The sequence below is a fragment of the Streptomyces sp. NPDC024017 genome, from assembly GCF_040638895.1.
Classification (GTDB): Bacteria; Actinomycetota; Actinomycetes; order Streptomycetales; family Streptomycetaceae; genus Streptomyces.
Genome location: NZ_JBEZYZ010000013.1, coordinates 67,192 through 84,537, shown reverse-complemented (window position 1 = coordinate 84,537; position 17,346 = coordinate 67,192). Strand labels below are relative to the sequence as shown.

General features: G+C 71.6%; 12 protein-coding genes. 4 read left to right on the top strand and 8 right to left on the bottom strand.

Going from position 1 to position 17,346, the window contains the following annotated elements:
- Window positions 1-42: 42 nt before the first annotated feature.
- On the top strand, window positions 43-1,149 hold the full coding sequence (locus AB0G20_RS31095) for an FAD-dependent oxidoreductase (protein ID WP_361308107.1): 1,107 nt from the start codon (window positions 43-45) through the stop codon (window positions 1,147-1,149).
- Window positions 1,150-1,282: 133 nt separating this feature from the next.
- Window positions 1,283-2,686 (top strand): cytochrome P450, encoded by a 1,404-nt coding sequence (locus tag AB0G20_RS31090; RefSeq protein ID WP_361308105.1) that lies wholly within the window; start codon window positions 1,283-1,285, stop codon window positions 2,684-2,686.
- Between the two features lie 242 nt (window positions 2,687-2,928).
- Here the strand turns inward: AB0G20_RS31090 and AB0G20_RS31085 are convergent, their stop codons facing one another.
- Window positions 2,929-3,534, bottom strand: a complete 606-nt coding sequence (locus AB0G20_RS31085; RefSeq protein WP_361308103.1) for a response regulator transcription factor — start codon at window positions 3,532-3,534, stop codon at window positions 2,929-2,931.
- Between the two features lie 218 nt (window positions 3,535-3,752).
- Here AB0G20_RS31085 and AB0G20_RS31080 point away from each other — a divergent pair, with 218 nt between their 5' ends.
- Complete coding sequence (locus AB0G20_RS31080) at window positions 3,753-5,234, top strand: MFS transporter (protein ID WP_361308514.1); 1,482 nt, start codon at window positions 3,753-3,755, stop codon at window positions 5,232-5,234.
- A 26-nt stretch (window positions 5,235-5,260) separates the two neighbouring features.
- On the opposite strand, the gene AB0G20_RS31075 is transcribed toward AB0G20_RS31080, so the two are convergent.
- From AB0G20_RS31075 to AB0G20_RS31055, 5 genes are all read right to left on the bottom strand, one after another.
- Complete coding sequence (locus AB0G20_RS31075; protein ID WP_361308101.1) at window positions 5,261-6,484, bottom strand: GDSL-type esterase/lipase family protein; 1,224 nt, start codon at window positions 6,482-6,484, stop codon at window positions 5,261-5,263.
- 221 nt (window positions 6,485-6,705) lie between these two features.
- A complete protein-coding gene (locus AB0G20_RS31070) occupies window positions 6,706-9,618 on the bottom strand; it encodes an AAA family ATPase (RefSeq protein WP_361308099.1) in 2,913 nt (970 codons plus the stop codon).
- A 193-nt stretch (window positions 9,619-9,811) separates the two neighbouring features.
- Window positions 9,812-10,816, bottom strand: coding sequence for a (-)-alpha-amorphene synthase (locus AB0G20_RS31065; RefSeq protein ID WP_361308097.1), 1,005 nt, complete (start codon window positions 10,814-10,816; stop codon window positions 9,812-9,814).
- Window positions 10,800-12,182, bottom strand: coding sequence for a cytochrome P450 (locus tag AB0G20_RS31060; protein ID WP_361308095.1), 1,383 nt, complete (start codon window positions 12,180-12,182; stop codon window positions 10,800-10,802). The genes AB0G20_RS31065 and AB0G20_RS31060 overlap by 17 nt, the downstream gene beginning before the upstream one ends.
- Window positions 12,183-12,586: 404 nt before the next feature.
- Window positions 12,587-15,448 (bottom strand): glycosyl hydrolase 115 family protein, encoded by a 2,862-nt coding sequence (locus AB0G20_RS31055; protein WP_361308093.1) that lies wholly within the window; start codon window positions 15,446-15,448, stop codon window positions 12,587-12,589.
- Between the two features lie 374 nt (window positions 15,449-15,822).
- On the opposite strand from AB0G20_RS31055, the gene AB0G20_RS31050 reads away from it, so the two are divergent.
- On the top strand, window positions 15,823-16,449 hold the full coding sequence (locus AB0G20_RS31050; RefSeq protein ID WP_361308091.1) for a chorismate mutase: 627 nt from the start codon (window positions 15,823-15,825) through the stop codon (window positions 16,447-16,449).
- 9 nt (window positions 16,450-16,458) lie between these two features.
- On the opposite strand, the gene AB0G20_RS31045 is transcribed toward AB0G20_RS31050, so the two are convergent.
- Both AB0G20_RS31045 and AB0G20_RS31040 read right to left on the bottom strand, forming a co-directional pair.
- Entirely contained in the window at window positions 16,459-16,929 is a 471-nt protein-coding gene (locus tag AB0G20_RS31045; protein WP_361308089.1) for an SRPBCC domain-containing protein, read from the bottom strand.
- Window positions 16,930-16,938: 9 nt separating this feature from the next.
- Window positions 16,939-17,343 carry a DUF779 domain-containing protein gene (locus tag AB0G20_RS31040; RefSeq protein WP_184914192.1) on the bottom strand — a complete coding sequence of 135 codons (405 nt, stop codon included), beginning with the start codon at window positions 17,341-17,343 and terminating at the stop codon, window positions 16,939-16,941.
- Between the last annotated feature and the right edge of the window lie 3 nt (window positions 17,344-17,346).

Here is a 17,346-nt window from a genome sequence, read left to right as displayed (position 1 = left end):
CGGCGGCCCTCGTTCCCCCCCACCAGGCACAGGAGACTCGGTGTGTACGACGGCGACGTAGTGGTGATCGGCGGCGGCTACGCCGGTGTCCGGCTGGCCAAGCGGCTCGACGACACGGCCCGGGTCACGCTGGTGGACCGCAAAGAGGTCTTCTTCCACCGCATCGCCTCCCTGCGCGCCGGAGTGCACCCCGAGTGGACGCACACGCCCTTCATCCCCTACGACCGGCTGCTGCGCCACGGCCGGGTGGCCACCGGCAAGGCCGTCCGCATCGACACCGCTGAGCGGCAGGTCGTCCTCGCCACGGGCGAGCGGCTGCCGTACGACGTGGTCGTGATCGCCACCGGCGCGGACTACCCCGAGCCGGCCCGCTTCACCGGCACCACCACCGAGGAAGCGGCCAAGTCCTTCGCCGAGCACCAGCGCAACGTCGCCACGGCCGAGCACGTCCTGGTCGTCGGCGGCGGCCCCGGCGGCGTCGAACTCAGCGCCGAGATCCGCCTCGCCCGCCCGGACGCGCGGGTCACCCTCGCCCACTCCGGGCCCGCCCTGCTCGACTCCACGGGCAGCACCCGTCCGGGACGCAAGGCCCTGGCCTGGCTGGAGTCCCACGACATCGAGGTACGGCTCGACTCGTTCATGTCGCCCGGCACCGACTTCGGCACCTACCGCGACGCCCGGGGCGCGATCATCGAGGCCGACCTGTCCTTCTGGGCGACCGGCACCACCCCCAACACGCTCTGGCTGCGCCTGGCCGGACACGGCGACTGGCTCAACGGAGCCGGTCGCGTGAAGGTCGACCGCACGCTCCGGGTCGAGGGCCGGCTGGACGTGTTCGCCGTCGGCGACGTGAACGACGTCAGCGAACTCAAGATCACCCCCGCCGCCCTCGCCCAGGCGGACCTCGCCGCCCACAACATCCGTGCCTATCTGCAGAGTTCCGGCAAGCACCGCAAGGAGCCGCGCTTCTACCGCCCGATCCAGCGCACCCCGCTCATCGTGCCGTTCGGCCCCGCCGACGGACTGACCGTGCTGCCCGTGCCGGGCGGCGAGTCCGCCGTACTCGGCGGCCGCACCACCACCCTGGCCAAGGCGAAGAGCCTCATGACGCCCTACATGCGCCGTCAACTCGGTTACACGGCGGCCTGACTCGCGGCCGGGCGAGCCCCGCCACCCCACCCCCCTCGTTACCCGCGAGTTCAGCCTGGGGTAGGGTCCCCACCGTTTCCGGCTACCGATTGATGGTGTGCCGGTACAGGGCGTGTCGGAGGGTGGCAAGACGATGGAATCCCAGCGGGGTGACGGCGGATCCGTGGACCTGGACGGCACGAGGCTGGAGACACTGACTCCCGAACCGCTGCTGACCAGGGACTACGAGACGCGTCCCGCGCTCGTGTACGAGCGTCTGCGGCAGCAGCACGGCCCGGTCGCGCCGGTCGACCTGCTGGGGGTGCCGGCCTGGCTGGTCCTCGGCTACCGCGAGTCGCTCCAGGTGCTCCAGGACGACGACGGCTGGCCCAAGGGCCTCGAGAACTGGCGGGCCCGCTCCGAGGGCAGGGTGCCGGCCGACTGGCCGCTCGGACCCTCCCTGGAGGTCAACCACATCCTGATCCAGGGCGGCCCCGGCTACCGGCCGCTGCGCTCCGCGTGGGACGTCGCCCTCAAGCCCTTCCAGGACCCCCGCCACCCCCAGGCCAAGCGCCTGAAGGCCGCCGTCACCGCCTACGCCGACGAACTGATCACCCTCGTCGGGCAGGGCGGCAAGACCGGCGTGGCGGATCTGTCCGCGCAGTTCTCCCGGCCGCTGCCGCTCATGGTGGCCAGCCATCTGCTGGGCTTCCCCGGCTCGCAGGGCGACGACGCACTGATGGACATGTGGCGGGTGCTCGACGCGGGCCCGGACGCCGAGGCCGCGCTGGAACGCCTGCTGGCGACGCTGGCCGAACTGGCCGCGCTGAAGCTGGAGAAGCCGGGCGACGACTTCCCCTCGTACCTGCTGGCCGCCCACCCGGACCTCTCGCTCGACCATCTCGCCCGCGAGCTGTTCATGCTGCTCGGCATGACCTCCGACCACGTCGGCATCCTCATCTCCAACACGGTCGTGGAGGTCATCTCGGGCGAGGGCAGCGTGCGCGCCAGCCTGTCGGCCGGGATGGTCAGGGAGACCATGAACCGGGTGGTCATGCGCAAGCCGCCCCTGGTCAACTTCGTCCCGCGCTTCGCGGCCCGGGACACCCCGCTCGGCAACTACACGATCCGGGCCGGCGACCCGGTGTGGGTCTCCCCGGGCGCCGCCCACGCCGACCCGCTGTTCGCCGACCACGTCGCCGCGGGCACCACCATCAGCACCCGGGCCCACCTGTCCTGGGGAGCCGGACCGCGCCAGTGCCCGGCGCGGGAGCTCGCCTCGACGGTCGCGGCGGTCGGTGTGGGGCGCTTGTTCGAGCGGTTCGACCATCTCGACCTGGCCCTGCCCGCCGACCAACTGCCGTGGCGCTCCTCGCCGTTCATGCGCGGTCTGCGCTCCCTGCCCGTGCACTACGAACTCGGCTCCGCGCCGCCCCCGCGGCCGTGGCCGGCCGACCCCGCGCCGGGCGTGGCCGAGGAGGTCCTGCCGGACCCGTCCGCGCGGCAGCGCTCCTCGCTGTGGCGCTATCTGACGGGCCTCATCCGCGGCGGTCGCTGACCGGAGAGGACCGAGCCGAACGCCCATCCCGCACCGGCGTTCCTCACGGTCCCGGGATGACGCTTTCATGCCGCACGCGTGACAAACGGTGCTGGGCGAAGGCATGCCCGTTCTGGGATGCTCTTATCAGATCCCGGGACAGGGCGCGAGGGCCCGCGGGGGCCGGGCAGGTGCACCTCGATGACCTGCCCGGCCGTTCCTGTGTCAGGGCGCTGAACAGGGCGGGAACGGGGGCGCGAGGCTCACACCCAGCCCGACTCCGTGGCGATCCGGATCGCGTCGATCCGATTGCGGCCGCCCGTCTTCCGGGTGATCGCCGACAGATGGTTGCGGACCGTCGCCGCGGTCAGGCACAGCCGCTCGGCGATCTCCCGGGTGGGCGTACCGTCGGCGGTCAGCCGCAGCACCTCCACCTCGCGCGGGGTCAGCGGGTTCGCTCCCGCGTCCAGCGCGGCCAGCGCGAACTCAGGGTCGACGAACCGCTGCCCCCTCACCAGCTTGCGGACACCGTGGACCAGCCGGTCCGGCGGGGCATTGGTGCTGATGACACCGGCGGCGTGCAGATCGAGCATCCGGCGCAGCCGCTCGGGGGTCGTCGAGGCCATCATCAGCAGCATCCGGCACTCCGGCAGCCGCGCCCGCAGCTCGCCCCGGACGGCGATCTCCTCGCCCTCCCTGGAGTCCACGCCGATCACGGCCACGTCCGGCCGGCACACCAGGGCACGCGCGACCACGTCACCGTTGCCGTCGGCCTCGGCGACGACCTCGATGTCGTCCTCCCGCGACAGCAGAGCAGCGAACGCTCCCCGCACGAGACGGGTCTGCTCGACGAGAAGAACGCGGATCACTGTCGCTCCCACTCCGCCGTACGCGGCCCGCTGGGCACCTTGATCGGATTATCGCCGCACACCGCGGATATTTCAGTTCGGGCCGCGGCGCAACTGATCGAGTGGTGGGGTCTGGGGGCCGGGCGTACCGTCGAACGGTGGACACCGCAGGCAGCAGCCCGCAGCCGGCTTCACCACAGGCGACCACCACCAGGGAATCCGGTGGTGGCGGTAACGCGATGGCGCTGCTGGTCATCGCCTCGTGCCAGTTGATGGTGGTCCTCGACATCACCATCGTGAACATCGCGCTGCCGCACATCCAGAGCTCGCTGGAGTTCTCCACGACGAGCCTGTCCTGGGTGGTGAACGCCTACACCCTCACCTTCGGCGGCCTGCTGCTCCTCGGCGGCCGGGCCGGAGACATCCTCGGCCGGCGGCGCGTCTTCATCTTCGGCGTGCTGCTCTTCGTGCTCGCCTCCCTGCTCGGCGGATTCGCCCAGAACGCCGGCCAACTCCTCGGCGCCCGCGCCCTGCAGGGCGTCGGCGGCGCCATCGCCTCCCCGACCTCCCTCGCCCTGATCAGCACCACCTTCCGCGAGGGACCGGAACGCAACCGCGCCTTCGGGGTCTTCGCCGCGGTCTCGGCCGGCGGCGGCGCGATCGGCCTGCTCGCCGGCGGCATGCTGGTGGAGTGGCTGAACTGGCGGTGGGTGCTGTTCGTCAACGTGCCCATCGGCCTGCTCATCGTGCTCGCCACACCGCGCTACATCAGGGAGTCCGAACGCCACCCCGGGCGCTTCGACATCACCGGCGCGCTCACCTCCACCGTGGGCATGGTGCTGCTCGTCTACGGCTTCATCAGAGCCGCGCAGGACGGTTGGCGGGACCCCCTCACCCTCGCCTCGTTCGCCGGAGCGGTCGTCATCCTCGCGGCCTTCATCCTGATCGAGCGGCGTTCGAAACAGCCCATCACGCCGCTGCACATGTTCGCCGACCGCAACCGCGCGGGCACCTACGGCATCATGCTGTGCCTGGCCGCCGCCATCTTCGGCATGTTCTTCTTCCTCACGCTCTTCGTGCAGAACGTGCTCGGGTTCAGCCCGCTCGCGGCCGGCCTTGCCTTCCTGCCGGTCAGCGCGGTCATCGCCGTCGGCGCCGGACTGGCCTCGCGGTTCCTGCCCGTCTACGGGCCCAAGCCGTTCATGGTGGTGGGCGCGATCCTGGCAGCGGCAGGCCTGGCCTGGCTCACCCTGACCGACGTGCACTCCACCTACGCGGGCAGCGTCCTCGGCCCGATGCTCGTCTTCAGCATGGGCATGGGCATGGAGTTCGTGTCACTGACCCTCATGGCGCTGTCCAACGTCCCCACGCCGGAGACCGGCGCGGCCTCCGGGCTCCTCAACGCCACCCAGCAGGTCGGAGGCTCCCTCGGGTTGTCCATCCTGGTCACGATGTACGGCACGGCCAGCACCAACGAGGCGGACAAGCAGGTCCCGGACTTCCTCGAGCAGGCGACCCCGGCCGAGCGCATCCGGTTCGAACGCACCGGGCAACTGCCCAAGCCCTGGTCCGACGAGATCCTCACCGCCGGCGTCTCGGCCGCCTTCATCATGGCGGCGATCTTCACCGTCGTAGCCGCGCTGATCGCCCTGTTCGTCATCCAGGTCCGCCCCTCCGACCTGGAACGCCTCAAGGGAGGGGCGGGCCCCGGACCGATGTGAGGCCCGCCCCGAACCCTTCCGGCCCGCTACGAACCGATGCGCGCCGCGATGACCGGCGCCAGCCGGTCGGCGATGACCCGGTGCCCCCGGTCGTTGGGGTGCACCGAGTCCGTCAGATCGCCCGACCCCAGCCAGCCGGTCGTGTCGACGAAGGACACCCGCGCGTCACCACCGGCGACGGCGGCCTTCACCGCGGCCTCGGTCTGCGGGACGAACCGCCCGCGGAACGTCTCCAGCGCGAAGATCCACGCCTGCGGATACGCGGCCCGCGCCTTGCGCAGCAGACTGCTGTACGCCGACTGGAACTGCGCCGAACTCACCCCGTGCCCGACGTCGTTGGTGCCGAGGTTGATGACGACCGCGTCGGCCCGGTAGCGCGAGAAGTTCCAGTCGGGCGTCGCCGCGTTCGGGTTGAGCTTGGCGAACTGCCGCTCCAGCCCGACGCATCCGTCAGCCGCGGCCACCAGACACGCCCCGCCCTGGGCGATCTGCGTGTGCTCGACGCCCAGCCGCTCACCGATCAGCCAGCCGTACGCGGTTCGGGCGTTCTGCGAGCTCGTCGTGCCCACGGTGATGGAGTCGCCGACGAACTCGACCAGTTTGGCCGGGGCCGGCGGTGCGAACGTCGTCGCGCCACTGTCCAGGACCAGCCCCTGGAAGACGGCGTCACCCTTGTACGACCCGGCCACCACCTGGTAGTTGACCTGGAGGGTGTGGTTGCCGGGGGAGAGCGCCGACGGGGTCAGGTTCACCGTCCCCTTGACGTCGTCGTAGAACTTCACGGGACCGTTGTCGATCCGCGCCCACAGGTCGATCGTGCCGCGCTGCTTCAGCTTGACCGTCCGGCCGGTGAAGCCGACCCGGTAGTACGCGCCCGCCCAGTACGGGGTGTAGGCGGTGGAGGAACTGGTCGTGTCCCAGCGGCCGACGAACTTGATGTTCGGGTCGCCGGGCTGCCCGGGGGCCGCGGCCTTCACCGTGGCGTCGCTGCCGAGCCGGGCGCGGACGACCGGGGCCAGACGCTCGGCGAACTTGGTGTGCCCCGCCTTGTTCGGATGCCCGTTGCCGTCCTCGTAGTCGGCGCCGTCCGTCAGCCAGCCCGTGGTGATGTGGGGATCGGACACCGAGCCGTCACCGGGCGCGGCCCGCGCGGGCGAGCCGCCGGCCCAGGACAGCAGGCAGGCCATGAGCGCGGCCGCGAGGAGGGCCGGCAGGGCACGTCTGGGGGAGGTGTGGGGGGAGGTCTGCACGGGGTTCCCTTCACGTGGAGGTGGGGTGGGAGCGCTCCCATAGGCAGCCTTTCGAGGGAAGCAGTGAAACGGTTCAGCGTCAAGGGGTGTGCCATGAAAGGAAGTTGAGGAGGGGGCTGCCGACTGCTGCTCGTGCGGCGCTGCCATATGGCCGGGTGGCGGATGTCTGCGGCGCTTCCCGCGCAGCAGCTCCTCGGCGGCCTGCCCGAGGCCGCCACCCGTCACGGCCGCGGCCGGGGGAACGTCTCCAGTGCCTCGGCCAGGCCCGCCGCGTCCGTGCCGACCTTGCGGTACACGGAGGAGAGCAGCTGCCGCACGCCCTGCTCGGTGAGGTGCAGTTCCTTGGCGACCACCGCCCCGGCGTGGCCCTGCACCGTCATCTCGGCGGCCTTGCGCTCCTGCGCGGTGAGCGTGTCCGTCTGCGCGTAGCGCAGGGGCAGTGGCCGCAGCCCGGCGGCGGACAGTTCCCGCCTGGCCCGGGCGGCGAGGCCCTCGGCACCGCAGTGCACCGCACCTTCCAGGCCCTGGTAGAGCCGGTCGGCGGCGTCGTGCAGGCGGCCGACGCGGGCCAGCGCGGCGCCGTGGCCGACCAGGGCACGGGCCAGTTCGTACGCGGCGGGCGATTGCTGCAACTGGTCCACGGCCCGGGCGTGCAGATCGAGCCCCGCCTCACCGCCCGTCACCTCCGCCTGGGCGTGCAGCGCCTGGCCGATCGCGGATGCCGCGCCGAAGTCCCGGGCCCGCTTCACGGCGTCCTGCGCGTGGCGCACCGCACGGTCGGGAGCACTGCGGGACAGCGCCGAGGCCAGTCCCAGCTGCCAGGGGCACCACGCGGGGTTGCGCCAGTCCCGGCCTTCCAGCCACTCGCCGACGCGGGACAGCAGGGGAGCGGCGTCGTCGGGCCGGCCCTCCGCCAGGAGCAACTCGGCGTAGACGGTGCGCGGGTCGGGGTAGATGACGGCGTTCGGGATGATGTCGCCGTAGTGGTACGTGTCGGCGAGCCGGCGTGCCGCCACGACGCGGCCCCGGGCCAGGAGGGTCTGGATCAGGATGCCGACGGCGAACCACTGGGCGGGTACCGCGCCTTCCACCCGGTCGGCGATGCGCAGGCCCTCCCGCACCAGGTTCTCGGCCTCGGCCAGGCAGCCGCGGCGGTACCGGATGTACCCGGAGAGCGTCTGGCCCAGGGCCAGATGGGAGCCGCGCCAGCCCTTCGACGCGCACTCGGCCATGCCCTTGGCGAACAGGTCCTCGGCCCGTCGCGGCTGGTCGCAGTACATGAACACCAGCGCGACCGAGACGGGCACCTCGAAGCCCCGGTTCTCATGGGTCCAGCTCAGCCCGCCCCGCAGGGCCTCCTCGGCGTACGCGAGGGCCTTCTGCCGGGGCTCGCCGCACATCATGGCGTCCCAGGCGCGCGACCCGAGGATGTAGCGCTCCTCCAGACTGCGGCCGGGCAGCCGGTCGGCGAGCCGGGCCAGCGCCCGCGAGCGGCCGGACGAGTCCGCCTCGTCGGTGCGGAAGGCGCTCCATACGAAGTGGTCGGCCTGCATCCGCAGCCGGATCCGGGGATGGGCGGCGGCCCGCTGTGCCTCGTCGGCGGCCACCGTCGCCGCCTCCGCCATCCGGTCGGTGTGGGCCAGCGCCTGGGTCAGCCGGTACACCATCGAGGCACGCAGCTCGAGGTCGATGTCCGGTTCCGCGAGTGCCTCCCGCAGGTGCGCCACGGTGGCTGTGGGATTGATGAGGAAGGTGGCGCAGGCCAGTTCGTGCAGCAGCGCGGCGCGCTCCTCCGGCAGCGGAGGCTCCTGCAGGGCCCGGTTCAGCAGCCGCCGGGCCGCCTCCGGGGCGCCGGAGTGCAGGGCTTGACGGGCGGCCTCCCGCAGACAGGTGACGGCCTCGGTGCTGCCCTCGCAGGGCACCTCCAGCAGGTGCCGGGCCGCGGCGGCCTGCCCGAGCCCGGCCGCCCGCACGGCTTCCGCGGCCGAGTTGTGCAGCCCCTCCCGCAGACTCGGCCTGATGGACCGGTAGATCGTGGTGGCGATCAGCGGATGGACGAACTCCAGAGCCTCGCCGGGCCCCTCGCCGTCGGCCAGGATGCGGGCGGCACGCAGCTTCTCCGTGGCCTCGGCCGCCGCCGTGCTGCCGATCGCCGCGATACGGGCGGCCAGTTCCGGCGAGATGGCCTGTCCGAGGACGGCCGCCGCGTAGGCGAAGCGGACGGTGGTGGTGCCGAACCCCTGGAGCCGCGCGATCAGACCGGGCCCCTTCACCGCGGCGGCCAGATCCCGCATCGCGGGCAGGTCCTCGCTGGTGCCCCTCAGGTTGCGCTCGCCGAGCCTGATGGAGAGCTCCACCGCCTCGAACGGGCTCCCCCCGGTGACCTCCCAGCATTCCTCGCAGAACTCGTCCTCGGCCTCCTCGCCGACCTCGTCCCTGACGATGTGTGCGACGGCCGTGGCACTGAGCGGCGCCAGGGTGAAGGGACGGTTCCCCAGGTCGGCGGCCGGGGTGCTGAAGGCAGCCGCTTCGAGAGGCAGTTCGTCGGGGCGGAAGGCGACGACGATCAGCAGCGACAGGTCCACGGCCCGGGGCGCGAACGAGGCGAGCCAGCTCAGTGACTCGGCGTCGGCCCAGTGCAGGTCGTCCAGCAGCAGGACGAGGGGCGCCTTCATCACCGCGAGGCGCGTCATCACCCAGTCGAGACCGTCGCGGACCCCGGTCGGGTCCGGCACGTGGCCGCTCGGCGTCGCGACCAGACCGAGAGCGGCGGCGACGATGTCGTACCAGCCGCCCAGGAAGGTACGGAGCTCCTGCTCGTCCATCGATGCCAGCGCGGGCTGGACGACCTGGCGCACCACGTGGAACGCCAGCTCCTGCTCCTTCTCACCGCCCCTGCCCGACAGCACGGTGAACCCCTGCGTCCGGGCGCGTGCCCGGGCCTCGGTCAGCAGGGCCGTCTTGCCCATCCCTGCCGGACCGGTGAAGGCGAGGAGCCCACCGCGTGGCGCCTGAGGCACTCCGTCGACGGTGTCCCGCAGACCCGTCAGCGCCGCGTCGAGGGCCCGGAGCTCCTTGCGGCGTTCGAGCAACGGCCTGGTCTCGGGCGTGGGTTGCCGCAGCTCATGCGCCATGTGCCGTACCGCTTCCTGTCGTCGGCCATCGGGAGGCAGCGTGAGCGTACGCCTCCCGATGGGCGCCGCTCCCGATTCTGGAACGAGCACGACGAAGAAGGGTGAATGACTTGCTACAGCGGCGTGAAGTGCGGATTCCGCGGGTACCGTGGCTCGAATGGGGACCTGCCCCGCAGCCTGCCGAGGCACCCCCTCACAGCGGGACCGGGGCCGCAGCGTCCGCGTAGCGCGGCACAGTGCGGGACCAGTAGTAGCAGCCGCGGATCCAGCCGGCCATGCCTTCCACATAGCCGACGCCCGAAGGGCTCAACTCCGGTTCGATCTCGTCGCAGAGGCTCTCGAACTCGCGGATCGTGCGGTTGATCTGCTGGATGGCCAGGGTGACGGCCACCGGCAGGGTGCACCGGTGGGCCCGTTGGTAGGCGAGGGCCAGATTGATCATTTCGCCGGACCGCTGTTCCTTGACCGCGGAGAAGAGGTCGGGGATCCACACCGCCGCGTCGGCCGACAGCCGGCTCAGGCGCCGCATGAGCGGGTGATGGAGTTCCCCGGAGGTCAGCTCGCACGGCTGCGCGGCCTCGCACAGCGGGTAGAAGGGCTCGACGCCCGCGGTGAGGGACCGTATCGAGGTGCACAGGCCGGACGGAATGGGGGAGGGGTGGGACTGGGCCACCGCCTCGTACAGCAGTCCGTGGACGTACTCACGGCTCTTCCACGCCCAGCGCGCGGCCTGTGCGGGTGTGCACCGTTCGCGGATCTGCCGGTAGAGGTCGGACAGAGCCGCTCCCAGGGGGGTGCTGGGCGGTGCGCCGTCCCGCAGGATCGCGATGCTCTCGCACAGCATGGGCAGCAGATTTCCGGGCCGGTGCCGGCCGACCTCCTCGGCCCGGTCGTCGAAGACGAACTGGTAGGCGATCTGGTGGGCGACGAGCTGCAGGATGCCGGAGTCCGCATCCGGGCTGATGTACGACGCCAGCTCGGCCGGACGGGTATGGATGATCATGGCCGAGATCCCGGGTTCGTCGCTCAGCCCGGTCGCCCGCAGCCAGTGCTCGACGCCTGCCGCGGCCGCCGCCTCATGAGGATTGCGCCGGAACGGGAAGGGCATGTAGAGGTGAGCGTCGATCAGCTCCACCAAGGTGGAAGCGGGAATCACGTCCTGCGCGACGGCCGCCCTTTCCTCATGCGTGGTCGACACCGTTGTCACCGTCCCTCCGGCTCTTCTCCACCCCGGATGCCGCGGTCGCGGCTCCGGGCGTGAGGGCGACGGCTTGCGGCGCTGTGCCGACCGGGGCGTCCGCCCGTGAGGTGCAGATCATCGTCAGGGACCTCGGTCCCAGCGTCGCCCCGGGGCGCGGTGGTGCGACGCGCCCGGCCGGATGCCGTAGCCGCCAGCGACCGGCGACGGTCGCCAGGGCCACCGTCATCTCGGCCATGGAGAACAGGTCGCCGATGCACTTGCGGTTGCCCGCGGCGAACGGGATCAGCGCCCCGTGCGGACCGGCGGCGGCCTCGCCGTCCAGCCAGCGCTCGGGCAGGAACCGGTCGGGTTCGGGGAACGACGCGGGGTCGTGGTGCAGGAGATACGGGCTGTAGAGGACCGTTGTCCCCCGCGGCAGCCGGCGTCCGGCCAGCTCCGCCTCCCGGGTCGTGACCCGCGTGAAGAGCCAGCCGGGCGGGGAGTGGCGCAGCGTTTCGGTGAGGACGGCCCTCGTGTAGACCAGGCGCGGCAGGTCGTCGACGCCCGGTAACCGGCCGGCGAGGACGGTGTCGACCTCGGCGTGCAACCGCCGCTCCACCTCCGGGTGCTGGGCCAGGAGGCTGAAGGTGGAGGCCAGGCACATCGACGGGCTCTCGGAACCGGTGAGCAGGAGGGACACCAACTGGTCGTGGACCTCCCGGTCGGTGACCGGGGCCCCGCCGTCCTCGGCGGCGGTCAGCAGGAGCCCGAGCAGGTCGTCGCGGGGAGCGCCCCGGCGGCGCTCGGCGATGGCCGCGTCGATGAGCTCTCGCACCCGCTCCACGGCGCGCCGGTAGCGGCGGTTCGCGGGCGTGGGGAGACGGAACAGGGCGTCGACCGGAACGACCGTGCGCACGAACAGGCCGCGGACTATGGCGGCGAGGCAGTGCCGCACCTCGTCGGCCGCGGCGGGACCCAGCGAGTCGGACAGCAGGAGCCGGCTGATCAGCCGGGTCGTCAGACGCAGCGTGGCAGCACTGACATCGACCTGCTGTCCACTGCGCCAGTCACGGCACAGCGACTCGGCCTCCTCGGCCATCACATCCGTCTGCGCGGCGACGCCGGAGGGGCGGAAGGTGGGTTGCAGCAATCGGCGCTGGCGCCGGTGTTCCGCGTGCGGGCAGGTGACGACGCCGTCGCCCATCAGCGCCCGCAGCCTCTCGTACTGCGGTCCGCCCTTGTCGAACGTGCGGGTGTCGCGGAGCATCCGGTGGACCAGCTCCGGGTGACACACCATCCACGCCCGCTGGGGGCCCAGGCGTATCTCGACCAGATCGCCCTGGGCGGGAAGAGAATTCAGAAACTCCAGCGGTCGGCGGAACAACGCGATACCGTGGCCGATGGATGGGAATATGCCTGGAGCAGTACCAACTGTCCATGCGTGTTCCGATTCAGGAGCGCAGCCGTTCATCGAAATACCACCTGCTTCAGTCGACCTGGAAAAACGGTGAGGTTTTACCGACGTGGCGCTTGCACCATGTCCTGCCCAGTCCAAGCCGGTCACCGTCCTGGCGAACCCTTTCTCCAGGGGGGCGCACGGGTGCACAGGGAAGCGCTGGGTGAATCACTTCGGATGCACGTCATGCGACACGCGATCTTCTTCCGTCGCTCCGGCTTCTCGGGGAGTCCTTACGTCTTTTCCGTGTACACGAATCCGGAGAAGAATGCCGTTGCGAAGGACCGGGCGTTATCCATGGCCGACGGACGGGTCCGCCCGGTCCCCCCAGGTCAGGTGCGGCGGTAACTCTCGGGCGGCGCCAGGTACCCGCCCGCCACCCCACCTGTGTCGATCACGATCTGGTCCACCGTCATCCCCGGATCCACCATGAACACCCTCAGCACATGCTCACCGGGCGCGGACACCGTCACCCGGCCCGTCAGCTTCTCGATTCCCTCCTCCACGTTGCGGGCCCAGGCGTCGCCCCGGTTGCCGGTGGCGATCGCCTGGCCCGACAGGACCGTCGGGGGCTGGTCGTCGAGGGTGACCGCGAGGCGCCGCTTGCCGCGTTCGTCGAGGGAGGGCAGCCGGAAGACCGTCACCGGGAACGTGCCGGCCGTGGTGAAACGGACCCGGTAACGCAGCTCCGGTGACCTCGTCGAGAGGTCCTCGGTGATCGGCGGTGCCGTCGTCGGGACAGCCTCCACGGCGGCCGTACGACGGCCCAGCCCCCGGACGATCCGCCACCGTGCCCCGCCGCGCGGCACCTCGCAGTCGAAGTGCGCGGCGTCGATCGACACCCAGCCGTGGGCCTCGACGAAGCCGCGGGCGCGCCGACGCGCCCGTTCCCCGTCGTTGACCACCAGCAGCGGCACCTGAACACTCCGGCCGGCACCGGTGAAGGCCAGCATCGGACGGTGCGTGCCCTCCGGCACCCGCGGCCAGTCGATCTCGGCCCACACCCGGACCTGGTCGGTGAGTTCACCGCCCGTCGTGCTCAGCCGGACCCACGGGGCGCTCGCCTCGGCCCGCCACTCCAGCGGCAGGAAGCCGGTGTTGAAGACGTCCACGAAGCGGCGGTCCCGGGTGTAGGAGGAGAAGGACAGCGGTCGGTCGGCTCCCGTCTCGTTGCCCTCGGAGGCCAGGCCCAGGCCCGACGTCTCCTGCCGGGGGAGCCTGGTCACGGCCGGGCGGCCCGGCGCCTTCGGGATCTCGGAAGGGTAGGGGTTGACGATGCCGTCCCACTTCCCGCCCGCGATCTCGGTGTTGTAGCGGCGGGTGATCGCCTGCTCCTCGGCGTGCGCCGCCTCGGCAAGGTCCGCGAAGCGGTTCGTGCCCGCCCCACGGCCCTGCCGGACGGCGAGCGCGTTGCGGTCCGCCCAGTAGTACTTGAGGTTCATCAACCAGGCGCCGTGGACGGGATATTCGACCAGCTCGTAGTAGGCGTCCCGGTAGGCCTCGGGCAGCTTCGAGCCCAGCCGCCGCGTCCGTTCCAGCAACTCCTCGTAGGCCGCCATGCGATGGCCCGCCTCGTCGCCGTGGTGCACCGTCGAGAAGACCGCCCGGTCGATGAACTCCGGGCGCCGCTGCGCCGCCAGGCGGTAGTACTCCGTGCGGATCGCGGCGATCTCCGAGCCGTACCGCCGGCCGAACTGGCGCCCCGCCCACTCCACGAGGAAGTCCTCGACGTTCGCGGGGCCCCAGCGGTCCACGTCCCAGGCCATGTCCAGGCAGAAGGACAGGCCGGTCTCGATCGACTTGATGTCACCGACGTTGAAGATCCACATGCGGTCCACCCGATGCTCGTGGACCCGGCGCAGCTCCTGCCACACCTTGCTCAACTGCGTGGTGTCCAGCCACAGATAGCTCCGGGGCCGTCCCCAGTAGGAGAGGTGGTAGTAGATGCCGTTGCCGCCGGGGCGGCTCCGCTCGGCGTCGTTCGGGAGCTGGCGCATGTTGCCGTGGTTGTCGTCCGGCCAGATCAGTGTGACGTCCTCGGGGACCTGGACGCCCGCGTTGTACAGCTCCAGGACCTCCTTGTACGGGATGAAGATCTGCGGCGCGGCCGCCGGGCCCACCTCCTCGGCCAGGATGCGGCGCTGATCGGCGATGATGTCGTTCATCACCACGACCTTCTCCGGGATCGTGGTGGCGTGCTTCGTCTCCAGCGCGGAGTCGTGCAGGCCGCGCATGCCGATCGTCCAGCTGCTCTCGAAGGCGGCGTTCTCGCGTGCCCGGGCACGCCAGTAGTCGGAGATCACCGAGGGGTTGACCGTGTAGTCGTAGAGGGGGAGCGTGCCGTCCTCGGCCCGGTGCTCCTCGGCCCACGGCTCCCATTCGTGGACGCCGTTGCGCAGCATGGCCTCGGGGTGGCTGGAGCCGACCACGATGCCGTAGCGCTGGGCCAGTTCGGGATTCTCGCGGTGCTTGTTGAAGAAGTCGGAGTAGGGATGCATCGCGGGCCAGAGGTAGTTGGCCTTGAGGCGGAGCAGCAGCTCGAAGACCCGCTCGTAGGTCTTCGGGCCGATGTTCTTGTCCGGCTCCTGGGTGCGGTGGGACCAGGTGGTGAGGTTCTGCTCGTCGTTGATGAAGATGCCCCGGTAGCGGACCGCCGGCTCCTTTCGGATGAGGGGGCCGGCCGGGACCGTCACGGTGTCACGGCGGGCCACGGGGACGTCGGCCCACCAGTACCAGGGCGAGACGCCGATGCGTTCCGAGGTGTCGTAGATCCCGTAGACCGTGCCGCGGCGGTCGCTTCCGGCGATGACCAGGGCACGTCCCACGCCGGGCAGCGGGCGGTCCACGACCTGGGTGACGGACGCCTCCCAGCGGCCCTTCACCCGGGAGACGTCCAGACGCCGCTGCGCGACGAGCCGGTCGATCACCGGGCTCGTGCCGATCGTCCCCACCAGGATCAGGAGTTCGGCGCGCGGCGGCACGGTGTGCAGGAGCCGTGGGCGGACGCCGCCGACCCGCTCCACGTCCGCCTGGAGGTCACCGGCCGCGCGGATGACGGCGGGGTCGTCCGCCGCGTCCACGAACACGTCCACGGCGGTGCCGTCCTGGACCAGGGGGAAGTCCGGGCGGCGGGCCGCGGGGGCGGCCTCGGCAGCGGCGACGGGCAGCAGGGGAGCGGCGCCTGCGGCTGCCATTCCCCGTAAGAAGGACTTGCGGGTCACGGACGGGAACGACGGTCTCTGCGGCACTGGGCACTGCCTTTCCGCGCCGCCTCCGCGGTGGTTCCTCGTACGGGCCGTCGGCGGGGCTGCGCGCACAGGGGATTGGCATGGGCAGGCTAGAAAGCGCTTGCTGCTGCACCCTAGGCGAGGCCATGTGAGGGCGTCCAGATGTGGGCGGCGGGTCTGCCGTGACACCGCTTGCGCCATGAGCATCTCCGCCAACGGCTCCGTGCGCGAGGGGACATGGGACGGCACGACGTGTGCGTGCCGGGGTGGGCGCCGTCGCGCGCCCTGAGGGTGATCGATAGGTTGGCGCTTGCCTCGCCCCCCCACGGAAGGTCAACCCGGTGCGCCCTCGACGTCCTGGTTCCGCTCTCACCGTCCTCAGCGCCGTGGCGACGACGGCCGCTCTGGCATTCGGCCCGGCCGGCCCGGCCACCGCCGACACCCACAGGCCCGCTCCCGCACGCCAGACGGCCGCCGCCCACGACCTCACCTCGGTGACCGATCTGATCGCCCAGCGGCTGCTGCTGGCCGACAAGGTCGCCGCCGCCAAGTACGGCACGGACACGCCGATCGACGACCCGGTGCGCGAGGCACAGATCCTGGACGACGTCCGGGCCCGGGCAGTCGGCCTCGGGCTCGACCCGGATGCCGTCGCCGCCGTGTTCCGGGACCAGATCGAGGCGAACAAGCTGGTGCAGCGCGGTCTGTACGCCCGCTGGGACGCGAACCCGGACGAGCGCCCCACCGAGCGCCCCGACCTGGCCAAGGAGGTCCGCCCCGCCCTGGACCGCATCACCACCGGGCTGCTGGCCGCGCTGCGGGAGACCGAGCGAAGCCGGTCCGTGCCGTCGTGCGGTCCGCACCTGGCCGGGGCAGCCGGCTGGTCCGCGTACACCCACCGGCTCGACGCCCTGCATCTGAAGGGACTCGGGCGGGCGCTGCCGTCGGTGTGCGCCGGCTCCTGGTAGCCCCGTCGTTCAGAAGGGGCCGTCGGCCTCGACGAGCCGGGCCAGGTTCTCCAGGGCCATGCGCGTGCCCGTCTCGTTGTCGGCGGCGGGCACGGCGTCGGGGATCCCCTCGTGGACCATCAGGACGTCGGTGCCGCCGCCCTCGGCGTCGGTGAGCGTGGTCGTAAGGGTCATGGCGCCGCGCAACGCGGGGTCGACGGCCTCGAACTCCAGCACCTCGACCACCTGCTCGTCCGGCACCAGCCGCGCGAAGTGCCCGCGGTAGGTGTCGGTGTGCGCGGCCGACTTCCCGGAGGCGTCCGGCGCTTCATAGGTGAGCGAGACACGGAACCCGCCGCCCTCGCGGGCGTCGAACTCGTGCACCTCGGCGCGCATCCCCGTCGGCACCCGCCAGCGCGCGATCGCCTCCGCGCTCACCAGCGCCCGGTAGACGGCGGCACGGGGAGCGTCGACATGGCCGGAGACCCGGGACGTGTACATGGGCCCACCCTAGGCGGTGTGGTCCGCCCCGTTCGGCAGCGGCGGCTCCGACTCGAGGCGGTGCAGTTCCTCGTCGGTGAGGAGGCGGGAGCGGAGCAGGAAGCGGACGCCCTCCGGGGCCTCCAGGGAGAAGCCGCTGCCCCGGCCGGGGACCACGTCCACGGTGAGGTGGGTGTGCGACCAGTACGTGAACTGGTCCGCGCTCATCCAGAACGGGGTGTCCCCGGCCACGTGCCCCAGCAGGACGTCCGAGGCGCCGACCCGGAACTCGCCGCGCGGGTAGCACATCGGGGCGCTGCCGTCGCAGCAGCCGCCGGACTGGTGGAACATCACCGGCCCGTGCGTCCCGGTCAGCCGCCGCAGCAGTTCCTCGGCGGCGGGGGTCAGTTCGACACGTCCTGTGCGCACGGTCATGAG

What these genes read in the sequence shown, in the direction of transcription:
- AB0G20_RS31090 (WP_361308105.1), top strand. Translation starts at nt 1,283, where the DNA reads ATGGAATCCCAGCGGGGTGACGGCGGATCCGTGGACCTGGACGGCACG.
- AB0G20_RS31080 (WP_361308514.1), top strand. Translation starts at nt 3,753, where the DNA reads ATGGCGCTGCTGGTCATCGCCTCGTGCCAGTTGATGGTGGTCCTCGAC.
- AB0G20_RS31070 (WP_361308099.1), bottom strand. Translation starts at nt 9,618, where the DNA reads ATGGCGCATGAGCTGCGGCAACCCACGCCCGAGACCAGGCCGTTGCTC.
- AB0G20_RS31055 (WP_361308093.1), bottom strand. Translation starts at nt 15,448, where the DNA reads ATGGCAGCCGCAGGCGCCGCTCCCCTGCTGCCCGTCGCCGCTGCCGAG.
- AB0G20_RS31045 (WP_361308089.1), bottom strand. Translation starts at nt 16,929, where the DNA reads ATGTACACGTCCCGGGTCTCCGGCCATGTCGACGCTCCCCGTGCCGCC.
- AB0G20_RS31040 (WP_184914192.1), bottom strand. Translation starts at nt 17,343, where the DNA reads ATGACCGTGCGCACAGGACGTGTCGAACTGACCCCCGCCGCCGAGGAA.